17 protein-coding genes are annotated in these 21,774 nt (G+C 61.0%); 4 read left to right on the top strand and 13 right to left on the bottom strand.

What is annotated here, in order from left to right; all coding sequences use genetic code 11:
• Positions 1-91 precede the first annotated feature (91 nt).
• Together QGV54_RS19450 and QGV54_RS19445 are read left to right on the top strand one after the other, a co-directional pair.
• Positions 92-583 carry a peptidylprolyl isomerase gene (locus tag QGV54_RS19450; RefSeq protein ID WP_281018990.1) on the top strand — a complete coding sequence of 164 codons (492 nt, stop codon included), beginning with the start codon at positions 92-94 and terminating at the stop codon, positions 581-583.
• Between the two features lie 25 nt (positions 584-608).
• Positions 609-1,484: a methyltransferase domain-containing protein gene (locus QGV54_RS19445; protein WP_281018991.1), complete on the top strand. Its 876-nt coding sequence runs from the start codon at positions 609-611 to the stop codon at positions 1,482-1,484.
• Positions 1,485-1,502: 18 nt separating this feature from the next.
• Here QGV54_RS19445 and ligA read toward each other — a convergent pair whose 3' ends face one another.
• Genes ligA through QGV54_RS19430 form a run of 3 tightly spaced genes read right to left on the bottom strand, consistent with a single transcriptional unit; the run spans position 1,503 to position 6,119 of the window.
• Positions 1,503-3,590: an NAD-dependent DNA ligase LigA gene (gene ligA / locus QGV54_RS19440; protein WP_281018992.1), complete on the bottom strand. Its 2,088-nt coding sequence runs from the start codon at positions 3,588-3,590 to the stop codon at positions 1,503-1,505.
• The gene (gene recN / locus QGV54_RS19435; RefSeq protein WP_281018993.1) at positions 3,587-5,260 is read right to left on the bottom strand and encodes a DNA repair protein RecN; all 1,674 of its coding nucleotides are present in this window, start codon (positions 5,258-5,260) and stop codon (positions 3,587-3,589) included. The genes ligA and recN overlap by 4 nt, the downstream gene beginning before the upstream one ends.
• A gap of 10 nt (positions 5,261-5,270) precedes the next feature.
• Positions 5,271-6,119, bottom strand: coding sequence for an outer membrane protein assembly factor BamD (locus QGV54_RS19430; RefSeq protein ID WP_281018994.1), 849 nt, complete (start codon positions 6,117-6,119; stop codon positions 5,271-5,273).
• A 151-nt stretch (positions 6,120-6,270) separates the two neighbouring features.
• On the opposite strand from QGV54_RS19430, the gene QGV54_RS19425 reads away from it, so the two are divergent.
• Positions 6,271-6,717, top strand: a complete 447-nt coding sequence (locus QGV54_RS19425) for a helix-turn-helix transcriptional regulator (RefSeq protein ID WP_281018995.1) — start codon at positions 6,271-6,273, stop codon at positions 6,715-6,717.
• 99 nt (positions 6,718-6,816) lie between these two features.
• Here the strand turns inward: QGV54_RS19425 and QGV54_RS19420 are convergent, their stop codons facing one another.
• From QGV54_RS19420 to QGV54_RS19405, 4 genes are all read right to left on the bottom strand, one after another.
• Entirely contained in the window at positions 6,817-8,586 is a 1,770-nt protein-coding gene (locus tag QGV54_RS19420) for a HAMP domain-containing sensor histidine kinase (protein ID WP_281020015.1), read from the bottom strand.
• 13 nt (positions 8,587-8,599) lie between these two features.
• Positions 8,600-9,133, bottom strand: coding sequence for a hypothetical protein (locus QGV54_RS19415; RefSeq protein WP_281020014.1), 534 nt, complete (start codon positions 9,131-9,133; stop codon positions 8,600-8,602).
• The gene (locus QGV54_RS19410; RefSeq protein ID WP_281018998.1) at positions 9,130-9,891 is read right to left on the bottom strand and encodes a response regulator; all 762 of its coding nucleotides are present in this window, start codon (positions 9,889-9,891) and stop codon (positions 9,130-9,132) included. The genes QGV54_RS19415 and QGV54_RS19410 overlap by 4 nt, the downstream gene beginning before the upstream one ends.
• Before the next feature lie 772 nt (positions 9,892-10,663).
• Complete coding sequence (locus QGV54_RS19405) at positions 10,664-11,065, bottom strand: response regulator (protein ID WP_281018999.1); 402 nt, start codon at positions 11,063-11,065, stop codon at positions 10,664-10,666.
• Between the two features lie 744 nt (positions 11,066-11,809).
• Between QGV54_RS19405 and QGV54_RS19400 the strand changes: the two genes are divergently transcribed.
• Positions 11,810-12,886 (top strand): heparan-alpha-glucosaminide N-acetyltransferase domain-containing protein, encoded by a 1,077-nt coding sequence (locus tag QGV54_RS19400; protein ID WP_281019000.1) that lies wholly within the window; start codon positions 11,810-11,812, stop codon positions 12,884-12,886.
• Between the two features lie 187 nt (positions 12,887-13,073).
• Here the strand turns inward: QGV54_RS19400 and QGV54_RS19395 are convergent, their stop codons facing one another.
• The 6 genes from QGV54_RS19395 to QGV54_RS19370 form a co-directional block, all read right to left on the bottom strand.
• Complete coding sequence (locus QGV54_RS19395) at positions 13,074-13,685, bottom strand: flavin reductase family protein (RefSeq protein ID WP_281019001.1); 612 nt, start codon at positions 13,683-13,685, stop codon at positions 13,074-13,076.
• Positions 13,686-13,813: 128 nt separating this feature from the next.
• The gene (locus QGV54_RS19390) at positions 13,814-14,689 is read right to left on the bottom strand and encodes a cytochrome c (protein ID WP_281019002.1); all 876 of its coding nucleotides are present in this window, start codon (positions 14,687-14,689) and stop codon (positions 13,814-13,816) included.
• A gap of 35 nt (positions 14,690-14,724) precedes the next feature.
• The gene (locus tag QGV54_RS19385) at positions 14,725-15,165 is read right to left on the bottom strand and encodes a cytochrome c (RefSeq protein WP_281019003.1); all 441 of its coding nucleotides are present in this window, start codon (positions 15,163-15,165) and stop codon (positions 14,725-14,727) included.
• A 213-nt stretch (positions 15,166-15,378) separates the two neighbouring features.
• Positions 15,379-15,684: an AzlD domain-containing protein gene (locus QGV54_RS19380; protein ID WP_281019004.1), complete on the bottom strand. Its 306-nt coding sequence runs from the start codon at positions 15,682-15,684 to the stop codon at positions 15,379-15,381.
• Positions 15,677-16,378: an AzlC family ABC transporter permease gene (locus tag QGV54_RS19375; protein ID WP_281019005.1), complete on the bottom strand. Its 702-nt coding sequence runs from the start codon at positions 16,376-16,378 to the stop codon at positions 15,677-15,679. The genes QGV54_RS19380 and QGV54_RS19375 overlap by 8 nt, the downstream gene beginning before the upstream one ends.
• An 85-nt stretch (positions 16,379-16,463) precedes the next feature.
• On the bottom strand, positions 16,464-21,698 hold the full coding sequence (locus tag QGV54_RS19370; RefSeq protein WP_281019006.1) for a hypothetical protein: 5,235 nt from the start codon (positions 21,696-21,698) through the stop codon (positions 16,464-16,466).
• Between the last annotated feature and the right edge of the window lie 76 nt (positions 21,699-21,774).

Below are 21,774 nucleotides of genomic sequence, written 5' to 3'. Positions count from 1 at the left end.
AAACGGCGCCAGACGGGTCGCGATCACGACCAGACCGCCTTGGGAGCATGTGATGCGTCGAATTCTTGTAATTTTCTGGAGTCTCATACTGATGTCGGCAGCAAATGCGGCAGATGCCCGCGATCTGGAGAACACGCTCTACATCGAGCTCGAGCACGGTCGCGTCGTGGTCGAGTTGATGCCCGATGTGGCCCCCGCACATGTGGCGCGCATCAAGGAACTGGCCCGCGAGGGATATTACGACGGCATCATCTTCCACCGTGTCATTCCGGGCTTCATGGCCCAGACGGGTGACCCGACCGGCACCGGCACAAGCGGCAGCGGCAAGAAGCTGCGGGCCGAATTCTCCAACGTGCCGTTCGACCGGGGTGTGATCGGCATGGCCCGGACGTCGGATCCGAATTCCGCTGACAGCCAGTTCTTCATCACCTTCCAGCGGGCCTACCACCTCAATGGCCAGTACACGGTCTGGGGCAAGGTCGTCGATGGCATGGACTATGTCGACGCGATCGCGCCGGGTGAGCCGCCGCGCTATCCCGACAAGATGATCAGCGTGAAGGTCGCCGCGGACGTCGACGGCTGATGCACCGGCGCGGGGCCGCAGGATCATGAACTACTATCTTGCGGCCACCGCGCTGCGCGCCTTCTCCGCCACCGGTCCGACCAAGGCCCTCTACCGCTGGCTTGGCAACCGCAAGGGCGAACGCAAGCTGTCGGAAGAACGGGCTGGCTGGGTGCTGGAGCGGCTGGCCGAGGCTCCCATGACCGACCCCGCGCGGTTCCTGGAGCTTGGCACCGGCTGGATGCACGCCTACAGCCTCTATCCCGCGCTGATCTATGATGCGGAAGTCCATTGTTTCGACGTCTGGGACAACCGGTCCTACGACGCCTTCCGCAACGCCCTGCCACAGGTCCGCAATGGCCTTGCCGCGATGGACCTCGATCCGGCACGGCGGGAGAAAGCACTGGAGCGTCTGGGCAGGGTGGAGGCGGCATCGGACTTCGCGTCTGCCTATGCGCCGCTGGACCTGCACTACGCCATCGATCACAACGGTGCGCTGCCCTATCCGGACGCGCATTTCGACATGCTCTATTCCGTCGACGTGCTGGAGCATGTGGTGGCCAGCGGTTTCGATTCAAACGCCGCTGACTGGTTCCGCGTGACCAAGCCCGGCGGGCGTCTGGTGGCACAGGTCGGGCTGGACGACCATCTGGCCCACTACGACCCCAGCCGCTCCAAGAAACATTACCTGCGGCACTCGGACAGCCTGTTCCGCAACTGGCTGGAAAACGACGTGCAGTACATCAATCGTCTTCCGGCGGAGCAGATCATCGCCAAACTGGAGACGGCCGGTTTCCGCATCCTGGACGCCGAACGCTTCCGCATCGACAGCCGCCCGCCGGTGCATCCCGACTATGCCGGGCAGAGCGATGACGACATCCTCACCTGGCGCCTGCACCTGACCGCCGAACGCCCGGCGTGAGGCGCGGGGGAACGGCCATCAGGCTGTCCCGGAAATCAGATCCAGCCACTCCTGCTCCGTCAGCGTCCTGATACCCAGTTCGGCGGCCTTCTTCGCCTTTGATCCGGCACCGGGTCCGGCGACCAGGATGTCGGTCTTCTTCGAGACACTGCCGGAGACGCGGGCGCCGAGGGATTCGGCGCGGGCCTTGGCCTCGTCACGGGTCATTGTTTCCAGTGATCCGGTGAAGACCACCACCTTGCCTGCGACGGGGCTGTCCTGCGCCGGGGCCTCGAAGGGTTCGACCTCCAACAACGCGCTCCGCAGGTCATCCAGAACGGTGCGGTTGTGTTCCTCCGCCATGAACTCCAGCAGTTCACGCACCACGGTCGGGCCGATGCCGTCAATGCCTTCCAGGTCGGCATGGGCCTCGCCCTCCGGATCCGCCATCGCCGCCTTCAGGGCTTCCAGCAGGGCGTCCAGCGTCAGGTAGCTCGCGGCCAGGGTGCGCGCAGTGGTCTGGCCGACATGGCGGATGCCAAGGGCGAACAGGAACCGGTCGAGCGGGATCCTGCGGCGTTCCTCGATCGCCGCGAACAGCTTCTTCACCGAGGTTTCGCCGAAGCCGTCGCGCTCCTCCAGCTTCAGGTCGCCGTTGCGGGCCTCCAGCGTGAAGATCTCGGCAGGCGTCGTGATCTCGCCGGCGGCGAAGAACATCTCGATCTGCTTCGCGCCCAGCCCCTCGATATCGAAGGCATTGCGGGACACGAAGTGCTTCAGCCGCTCCATCGCCTGGGCGGTGCAGATCAGCCCGCCGCTGCAGCGGCGCACCACGTCCAGTTCGCCGGAGGCGCGCACGTCCCGCACCGCATGGCTGCCGCAGACGGGGCAGGTCTCGGGGAACGCATAAGGCTCTGTCCCCGCCGGCCTCCGGTCCGCCACCACACCGACGATCTGCGGGATCACGTCCCCGGCGCGCTGCAGGGTCACCGTATCGCCGATGCGCACGTCCTTGCGGCGGATCTCGTCCTCGTTGTGCAGGGTGGCATTGGAGACCACGACGCCGCCGACCGTCACCGGCTCCAGCCGCGCCACGGGGGTCAGGGCGCCGGTGCGCCCGACCTGGATGTCGATGCCGCGCAGGATGGTGCTGGCCTGTTCCGCGGGGAACTTGTGGGCGATGGCAAAACGCGGGCTGCGGCTGACGTAGCCGAGCCTGTCCTGCCAGTCGAGCCGGTCGACCTTGTAGACCACCCCGTCGATGTCATGGTCCAGCGCCCCGCGACGGGTTTCCACGTCACGGTAGAAGGCCATGATCTCGTCCAGGCGGGTGCAGGTCCGGGTCAGCGGATTGACTGTGAAACCCCAGGCTTCCAGCACCTTCAGCACACCGGACTGGGTGGAGGCAGGCAGCGACTCCACCTCCCCCCAGGAATAGGCAAAGAAGTTCAGCCGACGCCGAGCGGTGATCGCCGGATCAAGCTGGCGGAGCGACCCGGACGCCGCATTGCGCGGATTGGCGTAGGCGGGCTTTCCCGCCTCCAGCTGGCTGTCGTTCAGGGCCTGGAACGCGGGCTTGGACATGTAGACCTCCCCACGCACCTCGAACACCGCAGGCGCATCGCCCTTCAGGGTCTCGGGAATATCGTCCAGCGTCAGCAGGTTGCGGGTGATGTCCTCCCCCTCCTGCCCGTCGCCACGGGTGGCCCCCTGCACCAGCCTGCCGTTCTCGTAGCGCAGGCTGGCGGACAGGCCGTCGATCTTCGGCTCCGCGCAGATCGCGAGTTCCGTCTCGTCATCCAGACTGAGGAAGCGGCGGATACGTTTCAGGAACTCGGCCACGTCCTCCTCGGAGAAGGCATTGCCGAGCGACAGCATGGGCCGGGCGTGGCGCACCTTGGCGAACCCGGCGGCAGGTGCGGCACCAACCCGCTGGCTGGGACTGTCCGGGGTCAGCAGTTCCGGATGCTCCGCCTCCAGCGCCTGCAGTTCCCGGAACTCGGCGTCGTAGGCCGCATCGGTCATCAGCGGCTTGCTGGCCGTGTAATAGGCCTTGTTTGCAGCGTTGATCCGCGCTGCCAGCGTGCGGTGACGCGCACGGGCCTGTTCCGTGTCCACCTCGCTCATCCGTTTCTCTCTCCCAGCAGGCGATCCGCGGCGGCCCGTGCCTCCACTGTCACCTCCGCGCCGGACAGCATCCGCGCGATCTCCTCCCGGCGGGCATCCCCGCGCAATGGATCGACCCGGGTGCGGGCGGTCTCGTCGATGCTCTTGGCGATCAACCATTGCCGGTCGGCGCGGGCCGCGACCTGCGGTGAATGGGTGACGACCAGCACCTGAAAGGTTTCCGCCAGCCGCGCCAGCCGTTCGCCGACCGCGTCCGCCGTGGCCCCGCCGACACCGCGATCCACCTCGTCGAAGATCATGGTCGGCGCGTCGCCGGTGGCCGCCAGCACGACTTTCAGCGCCAGCATGAAACGCGAGAGCTCGCCCCCCGACGCGATCTTCGCGATCGGTCCGGGACGGGCGCCGGGGTTCGTGGCCACCATGAAGGAGACCCGGTCCATTCCCTCCGGCCCCCAGTGCCCCTCCGGCTGGGGTGTCACCTCCGTGATGAAGCGTGCCCCGCCCATGCGCAGCGGCTCCAGTTCCGCCTCCACGGCCCTGTTCAGCGCGGTGGCCGCCGTCTGGCGTCTGGCACTCAGGGCCTCCGCCGCCGCCTGCCAGGCCTTGGCCAGCGCCGCTGTTTCCGTTTCCAGCGCCTGCAGGTCGCGGTCACCGCGTTCCAGGGAGGCGAGTTCGTCCATCCTGGCCTGCAGCAGGGCCGGCAGGGCATCCGGATCGATCTGATACTTGCGCCCTGCGGCGCGCAGTGCGAACAGGCGCTCCTCCACCGCATCGACATCCGCCGGGTCAGCGTCCAGATCGGCACTGACGGACATGATGGCATTGACGGCCTCATCCAGTTCGACACCGGCACGGGCCAGGGCCTCCATCGCCGGGCCAAGCCGCTCCCCTGCCTGTTCCCGCACGCGGTCCAGGGCGCGCTCCGCCGTGCGCAGCTTGGCCGCCACGCCGCCGTCCTTCTCCAGCGCCGCCGTCGCGTCGCTGACCGCTTCCGCGATCTTCTCCACCTGCATCATGAAACCACGCCGTTCGGCAAGCTGGTCGGCTTCGCCCTCCATCGGCGCGAGTTCAGTCAGTTCCTCGACCGTGTGGCGCAGCAGGTCCTCTTCTGCCCGTGCCTGCTCCAGCGCCGCTTTCGCCTCCGCCAGCCGGGCCGCACTCTGCTGCCAGCTATCCCACTGACGACGCAGTGCCGCAACCTCCGCCTCATGTCCGGCAAAGGCGTCCAGGATCGGGCGATGACTGGCCGCGTCCAGCAGACCGACCTCCGCCGCCTGGCCATGAATCTCGACAAGCCGCGCCCCGATGGCGGCGAGCAGGCTGATGCTGACGGGATGATCGTTGATCCAGGCCCGGCTGCGCCCGTCCGCACCGACCGAGCGCCGCAGGAAAAGCTCCTCCCCTTCCGCATCGGGCAGATCGTTCTCCGACAGGAAGGCGCGGACGGGATGATCGGCGGGCAGTTCGAAGATGGCCGTTACGCCGCCCCGCTCCGCCCCGGTCCGCACCAGGCGTCCCTCTGACCGCGCGCCCAGGGCGAGGCCGAGCGAATCAAGCAGGATCGACTTGCCCGCACCCGTTTCACCGGTCAGCGCACACAGCCCCGGCGCGAGGCTGAGGTCCAGTCGGTCGAAGACAACGATGTCGCGTATCGCGAGCGATCTCAGCATGGTGTGACCGTCAGAAGACGGCGTTCCAGATGCTGGATATCCATGATTCGTCGTCGGCTTCCGGCGCGAGTTGCTGGCCTGACAGAAGCGCGTAGGAATCGCGGTACCAGACACTGTTGGGGAAGTTGTGGCCCAGAACCGCGGCCGTTGCCTGCGCCTCGTCCGTGACGCCCAGCAGAAGATAGGACTCGGTGAGGCGATGCAGTGCCTCCGGCGTGTGACTGGTGGTCTGGTAGTCGCGGACGACATTGCGGAACCGGTTGATGGCGGCGACATAGTGCTGCCGCTGCAGGTAGTAGCGCCCGATCTCCATTTCCTTGCCTGCCAGATGGTCCTGCGTCAGGGCCAGCTTGGCCTGCGCATCCTGGGCATAGGCCGAGGTCGGGAACCGTCGGATCACTTCCTCAAGCGATTCGAGCGCCTTCACGGTACGGCCCTGGTCCCGCCCGACATCCGTGATCTGTTCGTAGTGGCTGACGGCGATCATGTAGTGGGCATAGGCCGAATCCGCGCTGCCCGGATGCAGCCGGATGAACCGGTCGGCGGCACCGATGGCAAGGTCATAGTCGTTGGTCATGTAGTAGGAAAAGACCGCCATCAACTGCGCCTTGGTGGCCCAGACCGAATAGGGGTACTGCCGCTCCACCAGATCGAACGTCAGCGCAGCTTCCTGGTAGTCCCCGGCGGTGACCTCATCCAGGCCCTGATTGTAGATGACCTCCACCGGGGTGTCTTCGGGCGCCTCCGCAACAGGCTTCTTGTCGCCGGAGTCGTCGGAGCACGCCGCAGCAAGCACCATCACCATGCCCAACAGCATGATGCGCCCAGCAGAAAACCAGTCCTGAACCGCGTGTTTCATGAAATCTATGTCTCACGCGGTCCTGTCGAAATCAAGCTATGCGCGAAGACCGGCACGGCTTTTGATGCACATGAAGGAGATTTCGTGAAAGCGGTGCCGGTTGGTCCGGCGATTCGCAATTCGTGTCACAATGCAGGACTGAGGTCACAGAATGCACCAACTTCGCCATATCGACCGCCACGTCGGGGAACGCATCCGCAGCCGCCGGGCAGAACTGGGCATGACGCAGCATGACCTCGCCAGCCTGCTGGGGATTTCCTATCAGCAGGTCCAGAAATACGAGACCGGTGCGAACCGCGTCAGCGCAGGCCGGCTCTACGAGGTGGCGCGGCAGCTCGGCTCGCCCGTCGGTTTCTTCTTCGAAGGACTGGAAGGCGAGACCGCCCGTTCGGTCTCCGACCTGGCACATGGCGGCACCAACCGCACCACCATCGACCTGGCGCGCAATTTCGGGCGGCTGGACAATGCCTCGATCCGTGGCGCGATCTCCACGCTGGTCCGCGCACTGGCCGACGAACATGCGGATGATGGGGAGCCGGTCAATGGCGGCGGGCCGAATAGCGACCAGGTTCGCAGTCTGGCCCAGCCGGCCGAATAGTCAGCCGCAACACACCAACCGCCAAGTGAGGTAGCCGATGCAGTTGCATCAATCCGACAGCGATAAGGATGTGTGACCAGGAACCCGCCGGCAGGCTTCTCAGCCCGCCTCATGACTCCACACAGACAGAGAGGCTTGACCATCGACACGCATACTCCGCGGCAGGTCGATCGTGAAGATTGATCCATTCTTGCGCCGACGAAAGCTCAGTTCGCCGTCCGCTTGCCTTATGAACTTGCGCGCAACGGTGAGCCCAAGACCAGTCCCGCCGTGGTTATGCTTTGTGGAAACGAATGGCTCAAATATTCGCCTCTCCAACCCTTGTTGAACCCCACCTGCGTTGTCCCAAATTTCTATCCGCACATGATCACCATGCGGCGCGCAACATATCAGAACGACTGGATACGAAGGCGGGTGACGGTCCAATTGATCCAGAGCGTTGTCAACCAAATTGGAAAGTACTTCACTCAATATAATACTGTTGAAGTCGATCAAACATTCTTCCCGACAGCACCTAACGATCATTCTTACACCCTGCAGATTGCGGTGCCGATATCCATTTCGCCAATTTTCCATTATGATACGAACGTCTATTTGTTCAATATCCCGCAGTTGGCCGGATGAAAGACTCTGAAGCGCGCCAATAATCTTGCGACAACGATCAATTTGTGACTCAATTTTTTTGAGCCTCACTGACGGCGCGTCCAAATTACTCAAGCTCGCTCGCAGATTCGATGTCAGGAGACCAATATTATTTATGGGCTGGCTTATCTCATGAGCCAAACTGCCCGCCAATTCACCCATAGAGAGCAATGATTCTCTCTTCTGGTGATTCATGCGCTCGATTTCATATGTCGTGACATCAATTATCATGCAAATATATCGAAATTTTCCATAGGTCGGTTCAGAAATTTTTATCATGAAGAATTCGTCTGGTCGGGCCTCGGATGATCGAGTGATCCTCAATGTTCCGATCCAGCTCTTTTGCCTTTGGACGCTGTCACTGATTAGGGCCGGATCAACATCGAATTCATCTCCTGAGTCGATCTGGACACCCATGATATGCGGCCCCTCGAGCTCGGTGTAAGACAAAGACCTGACGAGAGATCCTTCTATATCGTCGATATACACTACTTTTACTGGTGTATTGTATATAAAACCCGAAATAAGCTCACCAATTTGACTATTTGACATTTTTTTCAGGTACTTCTCCGGCTCTGCACTGATCTCTTTCAGGATACCCTGATGAATAGAGTGAAAAACACTGAATAGAAGAATCAAAATCGATAGCCCGGATACAATAAAAACGCCCGCAAACGTCATTCCTATACTTCTCTGTTCATCTCTCAATCTCGCCTCCTGAACAGCAGAATATGAGGAAAACTGGCGACACAATCTGAGAAAATTTTCAAATGCTATGCGTCGATTGTCGATATCAGCACCGTTTGACCGGTCAATATAATAGGTATTATTATATCTCAATTCTATTTTACTCAGACTTTCCGAAATTTTGCGAATGAATTCTTCTGCTCTTGGAAATTTGCTGAACTTCTTTCGGATCAGCCCCTTGCTGGAAGCATCGAGGCGTGATCTGATCGACTGGAAATAAAATGACACCTCGCGCTCTTGTTCCGGTGTTGCTCGACTCCGGGTTCTCTGGCTCAGGTCCGCAATTTTCAGGGCATCATACTCGATTTGTGTTGCATGCCAGACTGCGCTCTCCTCGTTCGCAGAAAAAAACCCCCTTACTTCATAGATATAGAACAATATATTTACACTAATAATTCCAAAAATCACAAAAATAGACAGGTTTATGACAATTTTGCATTTCGCATAGGCATTCAAGATGAGCAAATAATAGCTTTTCACGGAGATATCTCTTTCATCTGATATGGATAGAATTCACATGCCAGACCGCAAGAGAGGTGAAAATATCCTCTCTGAGAGACCCGTTCTGAGACCAGGGAAAGATGACAACAATTGGGCCTTTGTTATGTACGGAAATGGGAGCATCATTCATGAGCCATACCAACATGGCACCTGCGTTCACGAATGTTCTGATGTCTGAATCCACTGTATAGCCATTCATCGCGCTTATGGATATTTCCGAGAATTCGCCACCTTCATATTGATCCAAAAAATTTTGAATAAGAATGCCGGTATATTTGGCAATATCATCATGCCAGGGAGTATTTGTACTGATAGATTCGACATATTTTTCATCTATATCATCAATATATAACATATATTTCTCTTGATTTTGAATTTGTAGAGAAAATTCTAATCTATTATCAGACTTTAATGAATTATTTTCGATAAAAATAGTAAATATCGCAAATATAACGAACGTAATCAGCTTGAATTTTCTGTTACTACCAATATTTTTACACACATTACTGAATATTGCATGCATCATGATACACCTCCCATTAATCTGACCGTCAATTCCGTTCCCAGTTTGGTAAGCTGGACAATCTGTCGACGGGAATCTGCCGGATCCGGCCGACGCTCTATGAGCCCAGCATCGCAAAGATCGTTGACTTTCCGCAGACCGGTAGTCAGTGACATGTTTGTTACATAGGCAGCGCTGCCGACGCTCAGTCCGAAGAAATGACCCGATATCTCGTCCTCATGAAGGGCCGCCAGGATGCGGAAGTGCGCATCACTGGCGCATTTTGGAGGAAGCACATCGTCAAGACGACTTGGTGTGCCGGGGATTCTCTCGTATTTTCTTTGGTACACTCCGTCTTGAGCCAGGTTGTTTGAGTTTTCCTCGAGTCTCCTGGACAATTTTTCGACACCGAGTGCTACAGCATCCAGCAAGTCATTTGTATCAATCGGCTTGGAGAGATAGTCCACACCACCGAACCGTAGTGCTTTTCTGACATCGCTATATTCATTTTTTGAAGAAACAATGATTGTCTCAGTCATCCTTTTATGATCATCAAATTTTTCAATAAAGGAAAGAACACCCCACCCGGAAATATTTGGCATATTTATGTCAAGAACAAGTATTATTGGAGCAGATTCCTGCGCATACCAAGCCATGAATGCCGATGGATCAGTGAATGGCAATGCGTCATATCCCGATTCCGCCAGAAGATCGCAAATTTCGCTCGTGGCTAACTCCTCATCGTCCAGTACTATTACGTGGAAATTATCGCTACTAGACATTTCCGCTCTCAAGACAACACTGTTTGCCAAAAGTCGCGCTACAAGCTACAAAATTGACCGAATATGGCTTTATGTCTTGCATGAAATGACCCATTTTGAGGCGCTATTGGTACGTATTGTTGTCATTTGCGATTGTCCATACAGTTTTAAAGCTTCATATTCAATATGGTGGGGGAAGAGAGACTTAATTTTCATTTTTTCAAATTCAGCTGCTAAATATCGGTTCAAATCATTAACCTGGGGTTAAAAGGCCATTCTCCTGACGTATCGCTTGCCAACCCAAGCCTGACTCACCCCATATCTGGCACGACGCATCAGGCACCGCATGCATCGATTGCGGCGCCGATCCACTGGTAGGGAGCCCTGATGTACCACAATCTCTCTCCGTGTGACAGTCACGAAACCTGAGTCTGGATCGCAGCTCGCTCCGGCTAACGTTCACGATCTCTAGATCTTCGTTCAGAAGTCTCCGGAAAGTGGCTCGGGACATCGGCATGGCCATTTCCCTGATGTCGTATGGAAGCCGATAGTCCAGCGAAGCGAGCGAAGATTCGAAGAGGTCAGAAAGTGCATCCCATTCCATCCGGGATGTGATTTGGTTAGTTTCCCTGGGCCAGACCACATCAACGAGCAACTTTGCGACTGTCACCCGCTGATGTCTCTTCCAGGAAAGGACAGTCGCCTGTGGGAGCCGCGATTTTCTGAGCGTTTTTCGCATCTTATGAAGGACAGATACCTGCATGATCGCGAGCCACTTAGCGGAACTGAAGCACTATGCGTACACACGTTCGTCAGGCATCATTTGCATGCCGCAAACACCTCGTTCCGCACGAGCGATGAGATTGCGCATGTCACTCAGCGTCGCGGGTTTCTGCATGTATTCCTCGAACAGGATTCCCGAATCCGGAACATCAGATTTCGAAAGGGCCGTCCATGCGACAGCCTGCGTGTTGCGATTGGGGAACCCGTTGTTCCGGACCCTTCGCATGACGTCGGAACCTGACAAGCCAGGCATCGAGATGTCCATCAGTATCAGGTCGTACTTCTTCGCAGCCAGAAGACTGAGGCCTTCATACCCATCAGATGCTTCGTCGATCTCGTGGCCCAGACGGGTTACCACGGCCCTCGCGAGAGCCCTGTTGATCTCGTTGTCGTCAACTACCAACACCCGCATCTGAGTAACTCCTCATTAAATGCCTGAACCGACTACATGTCAGTGCACCACCGAGGGGGTCGCGGGAGAAAGCTCAACTGGAACCATGAACTGGCATTTTGCGCCGGGAATGCTGGCGCAATGGTTGGAAATGGTTGGAAATGGTTGGAAATCTCCAACGGCCGCCGGGCCGAGGCCACACATGGCAGGTGATCCGGATTGCGCCCGCTCCTCTACGTGGGCCTATAGTCCTGTGATCGATCCCGTCGAGCATCATTTGGCAATGCTGGAATATCGGCTTCGGAGGCTACTGCCGAGAACCCGCAGCGCCCTGTGCGACGCCACCGCAAACACTTTCGGCAACTTCAATGCGAAGGGATGTGCTGGTCAACGCGAGCTTCCCGGACACTGCCGGGACTGACAACCTGATGAGAACCGACATCTAGTCAGGACGATCCATGGAGAAGGTCTCTTCGACGACCGGGTAGTCCACCTGGCCCTGGCGGGGCAGCGCCGCGTTCTGACGGCAGCAGCGTCAGACCAGCCTGCTCCAAAGCACTGACAGTCCGACCGACTTGCGCCGAGGAAGCGCTCATCTGAACCTTCCGTTCCGCCGGGACCATGTCGACCACAAGCGCGCCGGTATCGCGCAAGGTCGTCGTCGTATCCTTGCTATCGCCTTCCGAATGCGGCCCATTGCAGCCGAACGGCGCGGTCCACGGAAAACCCGTGATCGCGTTGAAGTAACCGAAGGGTCCGAGGTTCATGGCAACAGATCGTTCAACGACGACGCGGAAAGGCCCTGAGCACGCTCGGCTCGAGGGGCTCGACCTGGCCCGCTACTTCGCGTTCGTCGGCATGGTGATCGTCAATTTCAAGATCGCCATGGGCGCCGGAGGGGACGACGGCATCCTGAACACTCTGACCTCCGCACTGGAAGGGCGCGCCGCCGCCACCTTTGTGGTCCTGGCCGGGATCGGGCTTGGGCTGGCTGGTGGCAGGGGTCTGGACCAGACCATTGCCGTCACGCTCAAACGGGCCCTGTTTCTGCTGGTCATCGGCCTGCTCAACATGACGATCTTTGACGCCGACATACTGCACTATTACGCCATCTATTTCCTGTTCGGAGTGCTCCTGCTTTCGCTGGGCACCCGGGCACTCTTGGGGATCATCGGCGGACTGAACATCGCCTTCGTGATCATGATCCTCGCACTGGACTACGATGCGGGATGGAACTGGGATACATACACCTATTCCGATTTCTGGACCCCGACCGGATTTGTCCGCAACCTGTTCTTCAATGGCTGGCACCCGGTCATTCCATGGCTCGGGTTCCTGGTGTTCGGTATCGTCCTCAGTCGAACTTCACTGGCGAACAGGGCCACGCAGATGAAACTGATCATCTCCGGCGCAATCGCACTTGGCCTTGCCGAAGGCACCAGCGCCTTGCTCGCCAACCAACTTGCACCTGTCAGCCTGGAGCTTGGCGCACTCGTCACGACCGATCCGGTTCCCCCGATGCCGCTCTATACGCTGGCGGGCCTTGGCGCTGCGAGCCTGGTCGTCGGGGTTTGCCTCCTGCTCTCGAACCGGCTGAGAGCGATCGGTGTTGTGCGCCTGTTGGTGCCTGCCGGGCGCCAAACCCTCACGCTCTATCTCGCGCACGTGTTGATCGGGATGGGAATGCTCGAAGCGCTCGGGTTGCTTGGCGGACAGACGGTTGGTCAGGCAGTAGGCGCTGCGGCCCTGTTCTGCATCTTCGCGACTCTCTATTCGCTGATCTGGACACGGTGGTTCAAGCGAGGACCAATAGAGGCATTCATGCGAAAGGTTGTCGGCTAGCAAGCCCTCCGGCGCGCAGCTGCTGCCTTGCACTAGCTTGCGGTCCTGAGGTCAAACCCATCCAGCAACTCTGCGCGAGGCGCGCGCGAACAGCGGCATCGCAGCAGGCTCGCCGCAGATGTTTCCGAAGTTGCGGCTCAGAACCTTCCGGTCATCAACTCCGGGAATCCTGTTCTCGGGGCATGATCTAGTCGGGGCGATCCATGGAGAAGGTCTCTTCGACGATCGTGTAGTCCATGTAGCCCAGACGGGCGAGCGGGCGGTAGACCGACATGTCGATCATGCCGTCCTTGATGATCCGCTCATCGATATGGATTCCGACCACTTCGCCGATGACCATGTTGTTGACGATCTTCGGTGAGGAGGAGCGCAACTGGATGATCTGGACCAGCCTGCATTCCAGATTGACCGGCGACTCCTTGACCCGCGGGGCAGCGACGAGTTCCGACGGCAGCGGGGTCAGACCAGCCTGCTCGAATTCGCTGACAGTCCGGCCGACATGTGCCGAAGAGACATTCATCTGATCCTTCAGCTCCGCCGTCACCATGTTGACCACGAACTCGCCCGTGTCGCGCACGTTCGCCGCCGTATCCTTGATGTCACCTTCCGGATGCGGCCCATTGCAGCCGAACAGCACGGTCGGCGGAAAATCCGTGATCGCGTTGAAGTAGCTGAAGGGCGCGAGGTTCATGGTCCCGTCGCTGCCGAGGGTCGAGACCCAGCCGATGGGACGCGGCGAAACCAGCGCCTTGAAGGGGTTGTGCTTGAGGCCATGTGGCTGGTCGGCGCGATAGAACATGATTTCTGATCCCCTGTTTGCGCATTGCCGGACCGGACCGCTGCCGCCGGTGAACTGCGCAATGATCTAGCGCATCGGCGGCCAAAAGGGAATCAGCGCCTGACACCGCAGCACTGTTGGCGGGACGGTTACTTGTTGCGGACGACCTTGTTGTCGATTGCGGGCACGCTGTAGATGTAGGTCTCGATGGCCTGCAGGTCCGCGTCGGTCAGGAATTTCAGACCGTCTTCGATGGCCTCTTCCATCGACCCCTGCACATTGTCGAAGTCGGGTTTCATGCCGCTCTTCATCAGTTCGACAAGATCGCCCTTGCCCCAGTCGCCGGTGCCCGTGGCGTGCGGCGTGATGTTGGGGACAAGCTGCCCCTCCGGCCCATCCGGCGTTCCGGCCAGATAATCGCCGCGTTTCAGACCACCGAACATGTTGCGGGGCGTGTGGCATTCGCCGCAATGGGTCAGGGCCTCCACCAGATAGGCCCCGCGGTTCCAGTCCGCCGACTGCGCCGGATCCGGCTCGAAACGTCCCTCGTCGAAGAACAGCATCCGCCAGCCGCGCTGCATGAACCGCCAGGAGAAGGGAAAGCTGACGTCATGTTCCCGGTTCGGCTGTGCCACCGGGTCGAGGGAAAACAGATAGGCCTTGATGGCCAGCGCGTCTTCCCGCGTCATCTTCGTGTAGCTGCCGTAGGGAAACACCGGGAAATAGCGTCCGCCGTCCGGCCCGACACCTTCGTGCATGGCCCGGACGAAATCCTCATCCGACCAGCCACCGATGCCATGTTGCGGGTCCGGCGTGATGTTGGGGCTGTAGAAGGTGCCGAACGGCGTATCCAGCCCCAGTCCGCCCGCGAACCGGGTACCGCCATCCTTTGCCGTGTGACAGGCGATGCAGCCACCGGCATGCACCAGGTACGCACCCTTCTCCACCATTGTCTCGGCACTGACGGTCTGGACCGTCATGGAGAACAGCAGCGCAAGGCCGGACAGGAGTCCGGCCTTGCGCATGCCCGTCAGAATTCGGCCAGGAAAGGTCACGATGCTCAGCTGGGCTTCGGACCGCGATAGTCGTCGTGGCAACCGCCGCAGGTCTTGCCGGTGGCACCCAGAGCCGCACCGATCTTGCCCGCGTCCATGCTCTCGGTCGCGGTGACCAGATCGGCGGAGGCGGCGATCAGACGGTCATTGGCCGCCTTGAACCCAGCCCAGTCGCTCCAGATGCTGGCCTTGGCGCGATACTCCATGCTGCCTTCCGGGAACAGCTCGATGGTGGTCTGCGCCAGCATGTTCAGCTTCTTCGCCGCGGCAACCGTATCGGCACTCGGGGCGGCATTGCCCTTGGCGACATCGGAGATCGCCTTCATCGCGCCACCCATTTCCTTCATCGCGGCAACGCGCTTGTCGGACATGCTGCCGTGCGCGCCCGCCAGTGCGGCACCCGCGAACACGGTCGCGGCAAAGCCAGCCAGAATGATCTTCTTCATCAGCTTCCTCCTCAGGATTTCCGACCGTCCGGACAACGGCCCACCGACCTCTCGGCAGCCTTCACGACGGCGCTCCATCATCCCGCACCTGTCGTGACGTTAACAAGCAAGTGCGTGCATTTATTCGTCGCCCGGATCATCACACCCTCGTGATGAGCTGTCCATTCCCCGCCACGCGGGCGCACTGGCCGGCGATCGTGCCCCGCCTCGCGCTCAGAATCCCAGATGCGCCCCCGCGATCAGCATGCCAAGGCCGAGCAGCAGTCCGACCGCCACCTGACCCGTGAACCAGAGCGCCAGGCCGGAAAGCGCCAGAGCGGCCATCTGGAACGGACCCATCATCGCGATCTGCGGTGCGACGACGGCGGCGATGGCACAGCCGGGCAGGACGCTCAGCAGACGCCGCAGGCGCCCCTGTTCCGGCACCCGCGCCCCGAGTGCATAGCCCAGATAGCGGGAGGCGAAGACCACGACAGTCAGCATCCCGATGGCAATCCAGGGCGACCAGGGGTCAGTCATTCCTCTTCTCCGGCAGGATCATTCCCGCTGCCGCGCCAGCGCCCACACCGATCAGCAGGGTATAGTGGGGGTCCAGCCAGCGGTGGGCCGCAACCGAGGCGGCGGCGGCAATCACCCAGGGCAGGGCCGGACCGATACGGCTGCGTGTCACCATCACCAGGATCAGGAACAGGAAGATCATCCCGCCCTGGCCCAGTGCCTTCAGGGTCAGGGCGTCAAGTGCACCCGGCAGGCTGACCCCGACACTGACACCCGACATCCAGGCAACCAGCAGGACAAGGGAGCATGTCATGTAGAGCTTCGTCACGTCCGCGCGCCTGCGTTCCTGCATGGCCAGCGCCCAGCTGGCATCGACCAGCAGCCAGATGCCGGTGAAACGCTGCAGCGGCGGCATGCTGCGCAGCATCGGCGCAAGCGTGAGCCCCATCAGGATATTGCGGGATGATACCAGGCCCGCCGACAGGGCAATGGCGAGAAGGGGAAGCGGGTCGGTCCAGAAGGGCAGGACCGCGAACTGGGCCGCCCCGGCAAAGGCGGTGAGGCTGAGCACCAGCGTCTGGGCGTCCGTCATGCCCTGCACATGTGCCGCCGAGCCATAGACGGTTCCGAACGTGAAGGCCCCCAGGGCAAAGCCGAAACTCATCCGCAGGCCATCCGCCACGCTGCGGCCCACACCAAGGTGCCCGTTGTTCATGCTGTCGCCTGTTCATGAGAATGCCGGGACGCCCGGCGCGGGCAAACCTATGCCAATGCCGTTTCAGGTCAAGCGATGGCCGACACTACTGAATCTCGAAATCCGTGGCCTGCACGGTACCGGAGGTCAGTCGCGCGATCTCGAAGCTGTTGGCACTGTTGCCGCCATCCGGGTCGAAGTGCAGGCGGCTGTCGCTCTCATCGAAGAAGAAGGTGGCCTCGCTGGTGCCGAGATCGACACCACCCGGATTGTTGGTCAGGTCGAAGGCCTGGCTGACGAAATTCTGCCCGTCGGTCAGGGTCGCAGCCCCGCCACCGACATTGGCGAAGCCGCCGCTTTCGATCAGGAACTTGTCACTGCCGGTGGTGAAGTCGGTGATGATGTCGCCTGCTTCCGCCTGCGTGTCATAGCGGAAGCGGTCATTGCCGGCATTGCCGGTCAGTTCGTCCGACCCGATGCCGCCGAAGATCTCGTCGATATTGTCACCCCCCGCGACCGTGTCGTCACCTGCGCCGCCCTGCAGGGTGTTCTGCCCCGAAAGCGCGGTCACGAAGTCATTGCCGTCCCCGCCGCGCACGGTGTCGTTGCCCGCATCGCCGCTCAGGCTGTCGGCACCGAGGCCGCCATCGATCAGGTCGGCACCGGAACCGCCGGAGATGGTGTCGTCGCCATCATCGCCGGAGACGGTGTCATCATCCTGCTCGCTCTGGATGAAGTCATTGCCGTTGTCGCCGTTGATCGAATCCTGGCCAAATCCGCCGCGCAGGCTGTCCGCACCATCACCGCCCGTCAGGGTGTCATTGCCGTCCTCGCCCAGGATATCGTCAATCCCGGCGCCGCCATCAATGAAGTCATCGCCCGCGCGTCCCTCGATCCGACTGTCTGCGCCATCGCCGAAGATATTGTCCGACTGGGCCGTGCCGATCACGTTCTCGACCCCGACCAGCGTATCGTCACTGATGCCTGTCACCGTTGCCGTCCCGGCAGTCAGATCGACCGTGACACCGCCAGCCGTGATGGTCGAATAGTCGATGGTGTCGCTGCCATCCCCGGCATCGAGGGAGTCGTTGCCGGTGCTGCCGATGATGGTGTCATTGCCGCCGGCAGTGCTGATGGTGTCGTCGCCGGCCCCGCCGTTCATGCGGTTGGTGTTGCCGTCACCGGTCAGCGAATCATTGCCCGCGCCGCCGAAGATCCCTTCGATGGATGTCAGTGTGTCCGTGCCGAAGGCGGCCGTCGTCAGCGTGGCGTCCGTGACCGTGAAGGTGATGTTCTCGGCCCCGATGGCGGAGAAATCGACCACATCGATACCGTCACCGCCGTTCAGCACGTCGTTGCCGGCTTCTCCCGCCAGCGTGTCATCACCGGCACCGCCGGTCAGGCTGTCGTTGCCCGCATTGCCGACGAGGCGGTTGTTGCTCGCGTCACCGGTGATCGTGTCATTGCCCTGACCACCGATAACGGTCTCCAGACGATCCAGCGTGTCCGTGCCGGACTGGGCGCTGGTCGAGAACCGGTTGCTCAGATCGGCGAGCAGGTCAGTTGTCAGATGGTCATAGCTGACAACGTCGCCGGATCCGGACCCGCTGTTCTGATTGCCGCCGTCCAGGGTGTCATTGCCGGCACCACCACGCAGAGTGTCGTCACCTCCCAGACCGCGCACGCGCATGCCGGCAGTCGCATCACGGCCGTCGAAACTGTCGTCACCGTCCTGCAGGTCGGCACTGAGATTCCGGTTGCCGATTCCCGTCCCGGAAAGATCACCGACCGTCAACGTGTCATTGCCGGAGGATCCGGAGATGCCGAGACGCTCCACCGCGACATCGCCTGTGATCGTCTGGACCGTCGCGCCGGTCGTTGTCTGGATCGTCACGTCGGTACCGGAAGCCGCGACAGTGACCGCGGTGCCCGCCGCGTCATCGAGCAGCAGATTGATCTCGTCATCCGCGCCATCGCCACCGGCTACCACATTGGTGCCGCTGTCACTGGCATCGAAACGGAACCGGTCGTCGCCCGCGCCGCCGCTCAGGGTGTCGTCACCGGCATTGCCCGCCAGCGTGTCATTGCCGGCCCCGCCGCTCAGGCTGTCGTCACCCGCGTCGCCGCGCAGGAAGTCCGTGCCGTCACCGCCATCCAGGGTGTCATTTCCGCCGCGCCCGACGATCAGATCATTGGTCGCCTGCGCCGCAGCGGCATCGTCCGTGTCGTCCAGCAGCTGAACGGAGAACAGCACGTCATCGAAGGATGCTTCCTCGACATCCGCGAACAGGGTGTCGATTTCGCCGGAGCCCACCTGGGTGACACTGATGCCGGAGCCGTCACCAAGTGGCGAGACCTCGATCGTCCGCGCCAGGTCACCGGGATTGCTGAGCACGCTGTCGGCGATCACGGCGCGGTCGGTACCGCCGCCACCCGCCAGGCTGTCATTGCCCGTACCGCCCACCAGGGTGTCATCACCGGCATCGCCGGAAAGCAGGTCCGCACCGGCACCACCGCTCAGGCTGTCGGTCCCGGCGCCGCCGAACAGCAGGTCCGCCGCAGTGCCCCCGGTCACCGTGTCGGTTCCGCCGCCGCCGAAGAGGATGCTGCGCACATTGTTCGCCGTCAGCGCTTCATCGCCCGCGTTGCCGGTGGTGAGCACAAAGGCCTCACCGGAAAACTGTGCTTCCTCGAAAGTGCCATCGAGCTGGTCCGTGCCTTCGTCGACATCGCCGGTCACCGTGTCGGTGATCGTGATCGCGCTGCCGTCGTCATTGGCGGAGAAGGTGAAGTCGCCGACCGCCCCGGCATAGACCACCCGGTCTGCCGCACCATCGCCGCCCGACAGGACGTCATTGCCGACACCACCGGTCAGGGTGTCATTGCCGGATTCACCCAGCAGCGTGTCCTGACCTGCATTGCCGGAGACATCATCATTACCGTCGCCCGCCAGTACCGCATCCCGACCCGCGCCGGCGCTGATGGTGTCATTGCCGCCGAGTGCCGCGTGAATGTCATTGCCGTCGCCCAGTGTCTGGTTCTCGGCATTGTCAGTGGCTATGGAGAGGTCGAAGGTTTCCGCCGCGAAGGTCACCCGTTCCACATCACTGTTGATGGTGTCCGTACCCTCGGCCGCCGTCACGATTGTGAAGCCGGAACCGTCGGCGTTCGCCTGACCGACCACATCCTCGATCGCGGTCGCGAAGATCGCCAGGTCTGCCCCGCTGCCGCCGGAGAAGACATCGTCGCCGCTGCCGCCGGTCAGGGTGTCATCGCCTTCTTCGCCGAGCAGCGTGTCACCACCCGCGCCACCGGAGAGGCTGTCCTGACCCGCGCCGCCGAACTGCACATCGCTGCCGTCACCGCCGATGATGGTGTCATTGCCGTCACCACCGACCGCCACCGCACCGCCATTGTCCTGCGTCAGGGCATCATTGCCGCCGGTGCCGAATGTCGTGTTGAGGCCGGTGCCGCCGAAATCCAGGATCTCGATATCCGTCGACAGGGTGTCCGTGCCTTCCGATCCCACCGTATCCTGCAGCACGACCGTCAGGCCATCGGCGGAGACATTGGCGATGAAGCCGGGGGCAACGCCGCTGAAGATCGCCGTATCGATGCCACTGCCGCCGGTCAGGAAGTCATTGCCATCACCGCCGGAAAGCGTGTCATCACCGCCCCGTCCGGCCAGGAAATTGTTGTTGGCATCGCCGGTCAGCGCGTTGTCCGCCGCGTCACCCAGGGCAATGTCGAACAGGGTGCCGTTGAAATCGATCTCGTCAATCTCCGCGGTCAGGGTGTCGGTGCCTTCCGCGCCAACCGTGTCGGCCAGCGTGATCTCGCCGCTGGTGTCATCGACGGTCTGCCTGAACCCGCTCTGGTCGCCGACATAGACCGCGCGATCAATGCCGACGCCACCGACAATCCGGTCGTCGCCTGCACCCCCGGAAAGCGTGTTGGCACCCGTGCCCGCATCAAGCAGATCGGCAGACGTTCCGCCGGTCAGGGTGTCGTCACCGGCACCACCGAACAGCTCCAGCGCGATTCCCGCGTTCGAACCATCGACGAGGTCACCACCGTCACCGGCACGCACCACGATCGTATTGTCCAGAATGCCGGAGCCCGTCAGGTTACCAAGGACCACCTGGTCGCCGTTCAGGCCGAGATCGACCTCCAGCTCCTCGACATCCTGCAGCGTGACCTGTGTCTCCCTGCCTTCGACATTGAAATTGAGCACGGCCTGGCCGTCCACGGTTTCGCCGGTCAGGACATTCGTCTGGTCCGCGTCGGCAAGAATGGTCAACGTGTCGATGCCCGCACCACCGATCAGGGTGGCGTCACCATCTGCGATATTGAAGGTCTGGGCACCGTCGAATGCGATGACGCCATTGTCGCCGTCATCATCATTCTCGATCTGCTCGTCGTCGTCGTTGCGGTCGTCCAGATCATCATCACCGATGCTGCCGATGACCTCTTCCTCGGCGGCGGCATCACCGATCTCCTCGCCTGCGGCGACTTCGACATCATCGTCGTCCAGGCCGAGGGCGGCGCGCAACTGCGTCAGCACGCCGGTATCCTCCACTTCAGGCGCGTCCGGCAGTTCACCCAGATCGGCGTAGGCCAGGACACCCGGGGCAAAGGCTGCCAGCAGCGTGTCCACATCCACATCACTGAGCGGTGTCGGCTGGCGGAACATGGAAAGCACTTCCATGCCCTGGAGCGGCTGGTCCAGGACCAGCACGGCACCGGCAGTTGCCACCGCCACGGAACCCGCCGCAAGGCCACTGACGCTGGGCAACAGCACGAAGGTATTGGCCTGCGCCTCGGGCGCGGCCTTGCCGATGACCCGCGCGCCCCGCACCGTCAGGTTGGCCACTGGCGTGCGGACAAACAGAACCTCCGCACCGCCAGCAGTCGCGGCGGTAGTATCGATCGCGAACTGGCCCTGAATGACAAAGAACTGCGGTTCGCTGGAACCTGATTCCTCCGGTGCCTCCAGCAGGATGCGGCTGTCGCTGTCAAAGAATGCGGCGGCACCGTCTGACGTCACCAGCTCGACCGCGCCGTCTCCCCGGGTCAGGATGATGTCACCGGGACCGACGCGTTCGCCCGTCTGCAAAGGCCCCTGGCGGCCATCGACATGCACCACGAAGACATCACCGACCACGGTCCGCACCGACAGGGTGCCACCGACAGGGGAGCCGTTCAACTGCACGGTTTCCAAGGGGTTGGCGCGATCGACCGCCCCCTCCACCTGACTGGCCGGGAGCACGAAACCGGAAACATCGGTCGATTCGTCAGAGACGGTGGTCTCTGCACTGTTTCGTCCCGAGATCTGGTCCATTCTGTTCGTCCTCAACCGCACCAGCGACACCGACATGGTGTCACATTCCGTGATTCAGCAGAAATCAAGCAAGCCT

The organism is Minwuia sp. IMCC3060, from assembly GCF_029909435.1.
Taxonomy (GTDB): Bacteria; Pseudomonadota; Alphaproteobacteria; order Minwuiales; family Minwuiaceae; genus Minwuia.
Note: the sequence above shows the minus strand (reverse complement) of the source record. Positions and strands in the feature narration are given on the sequence as shown.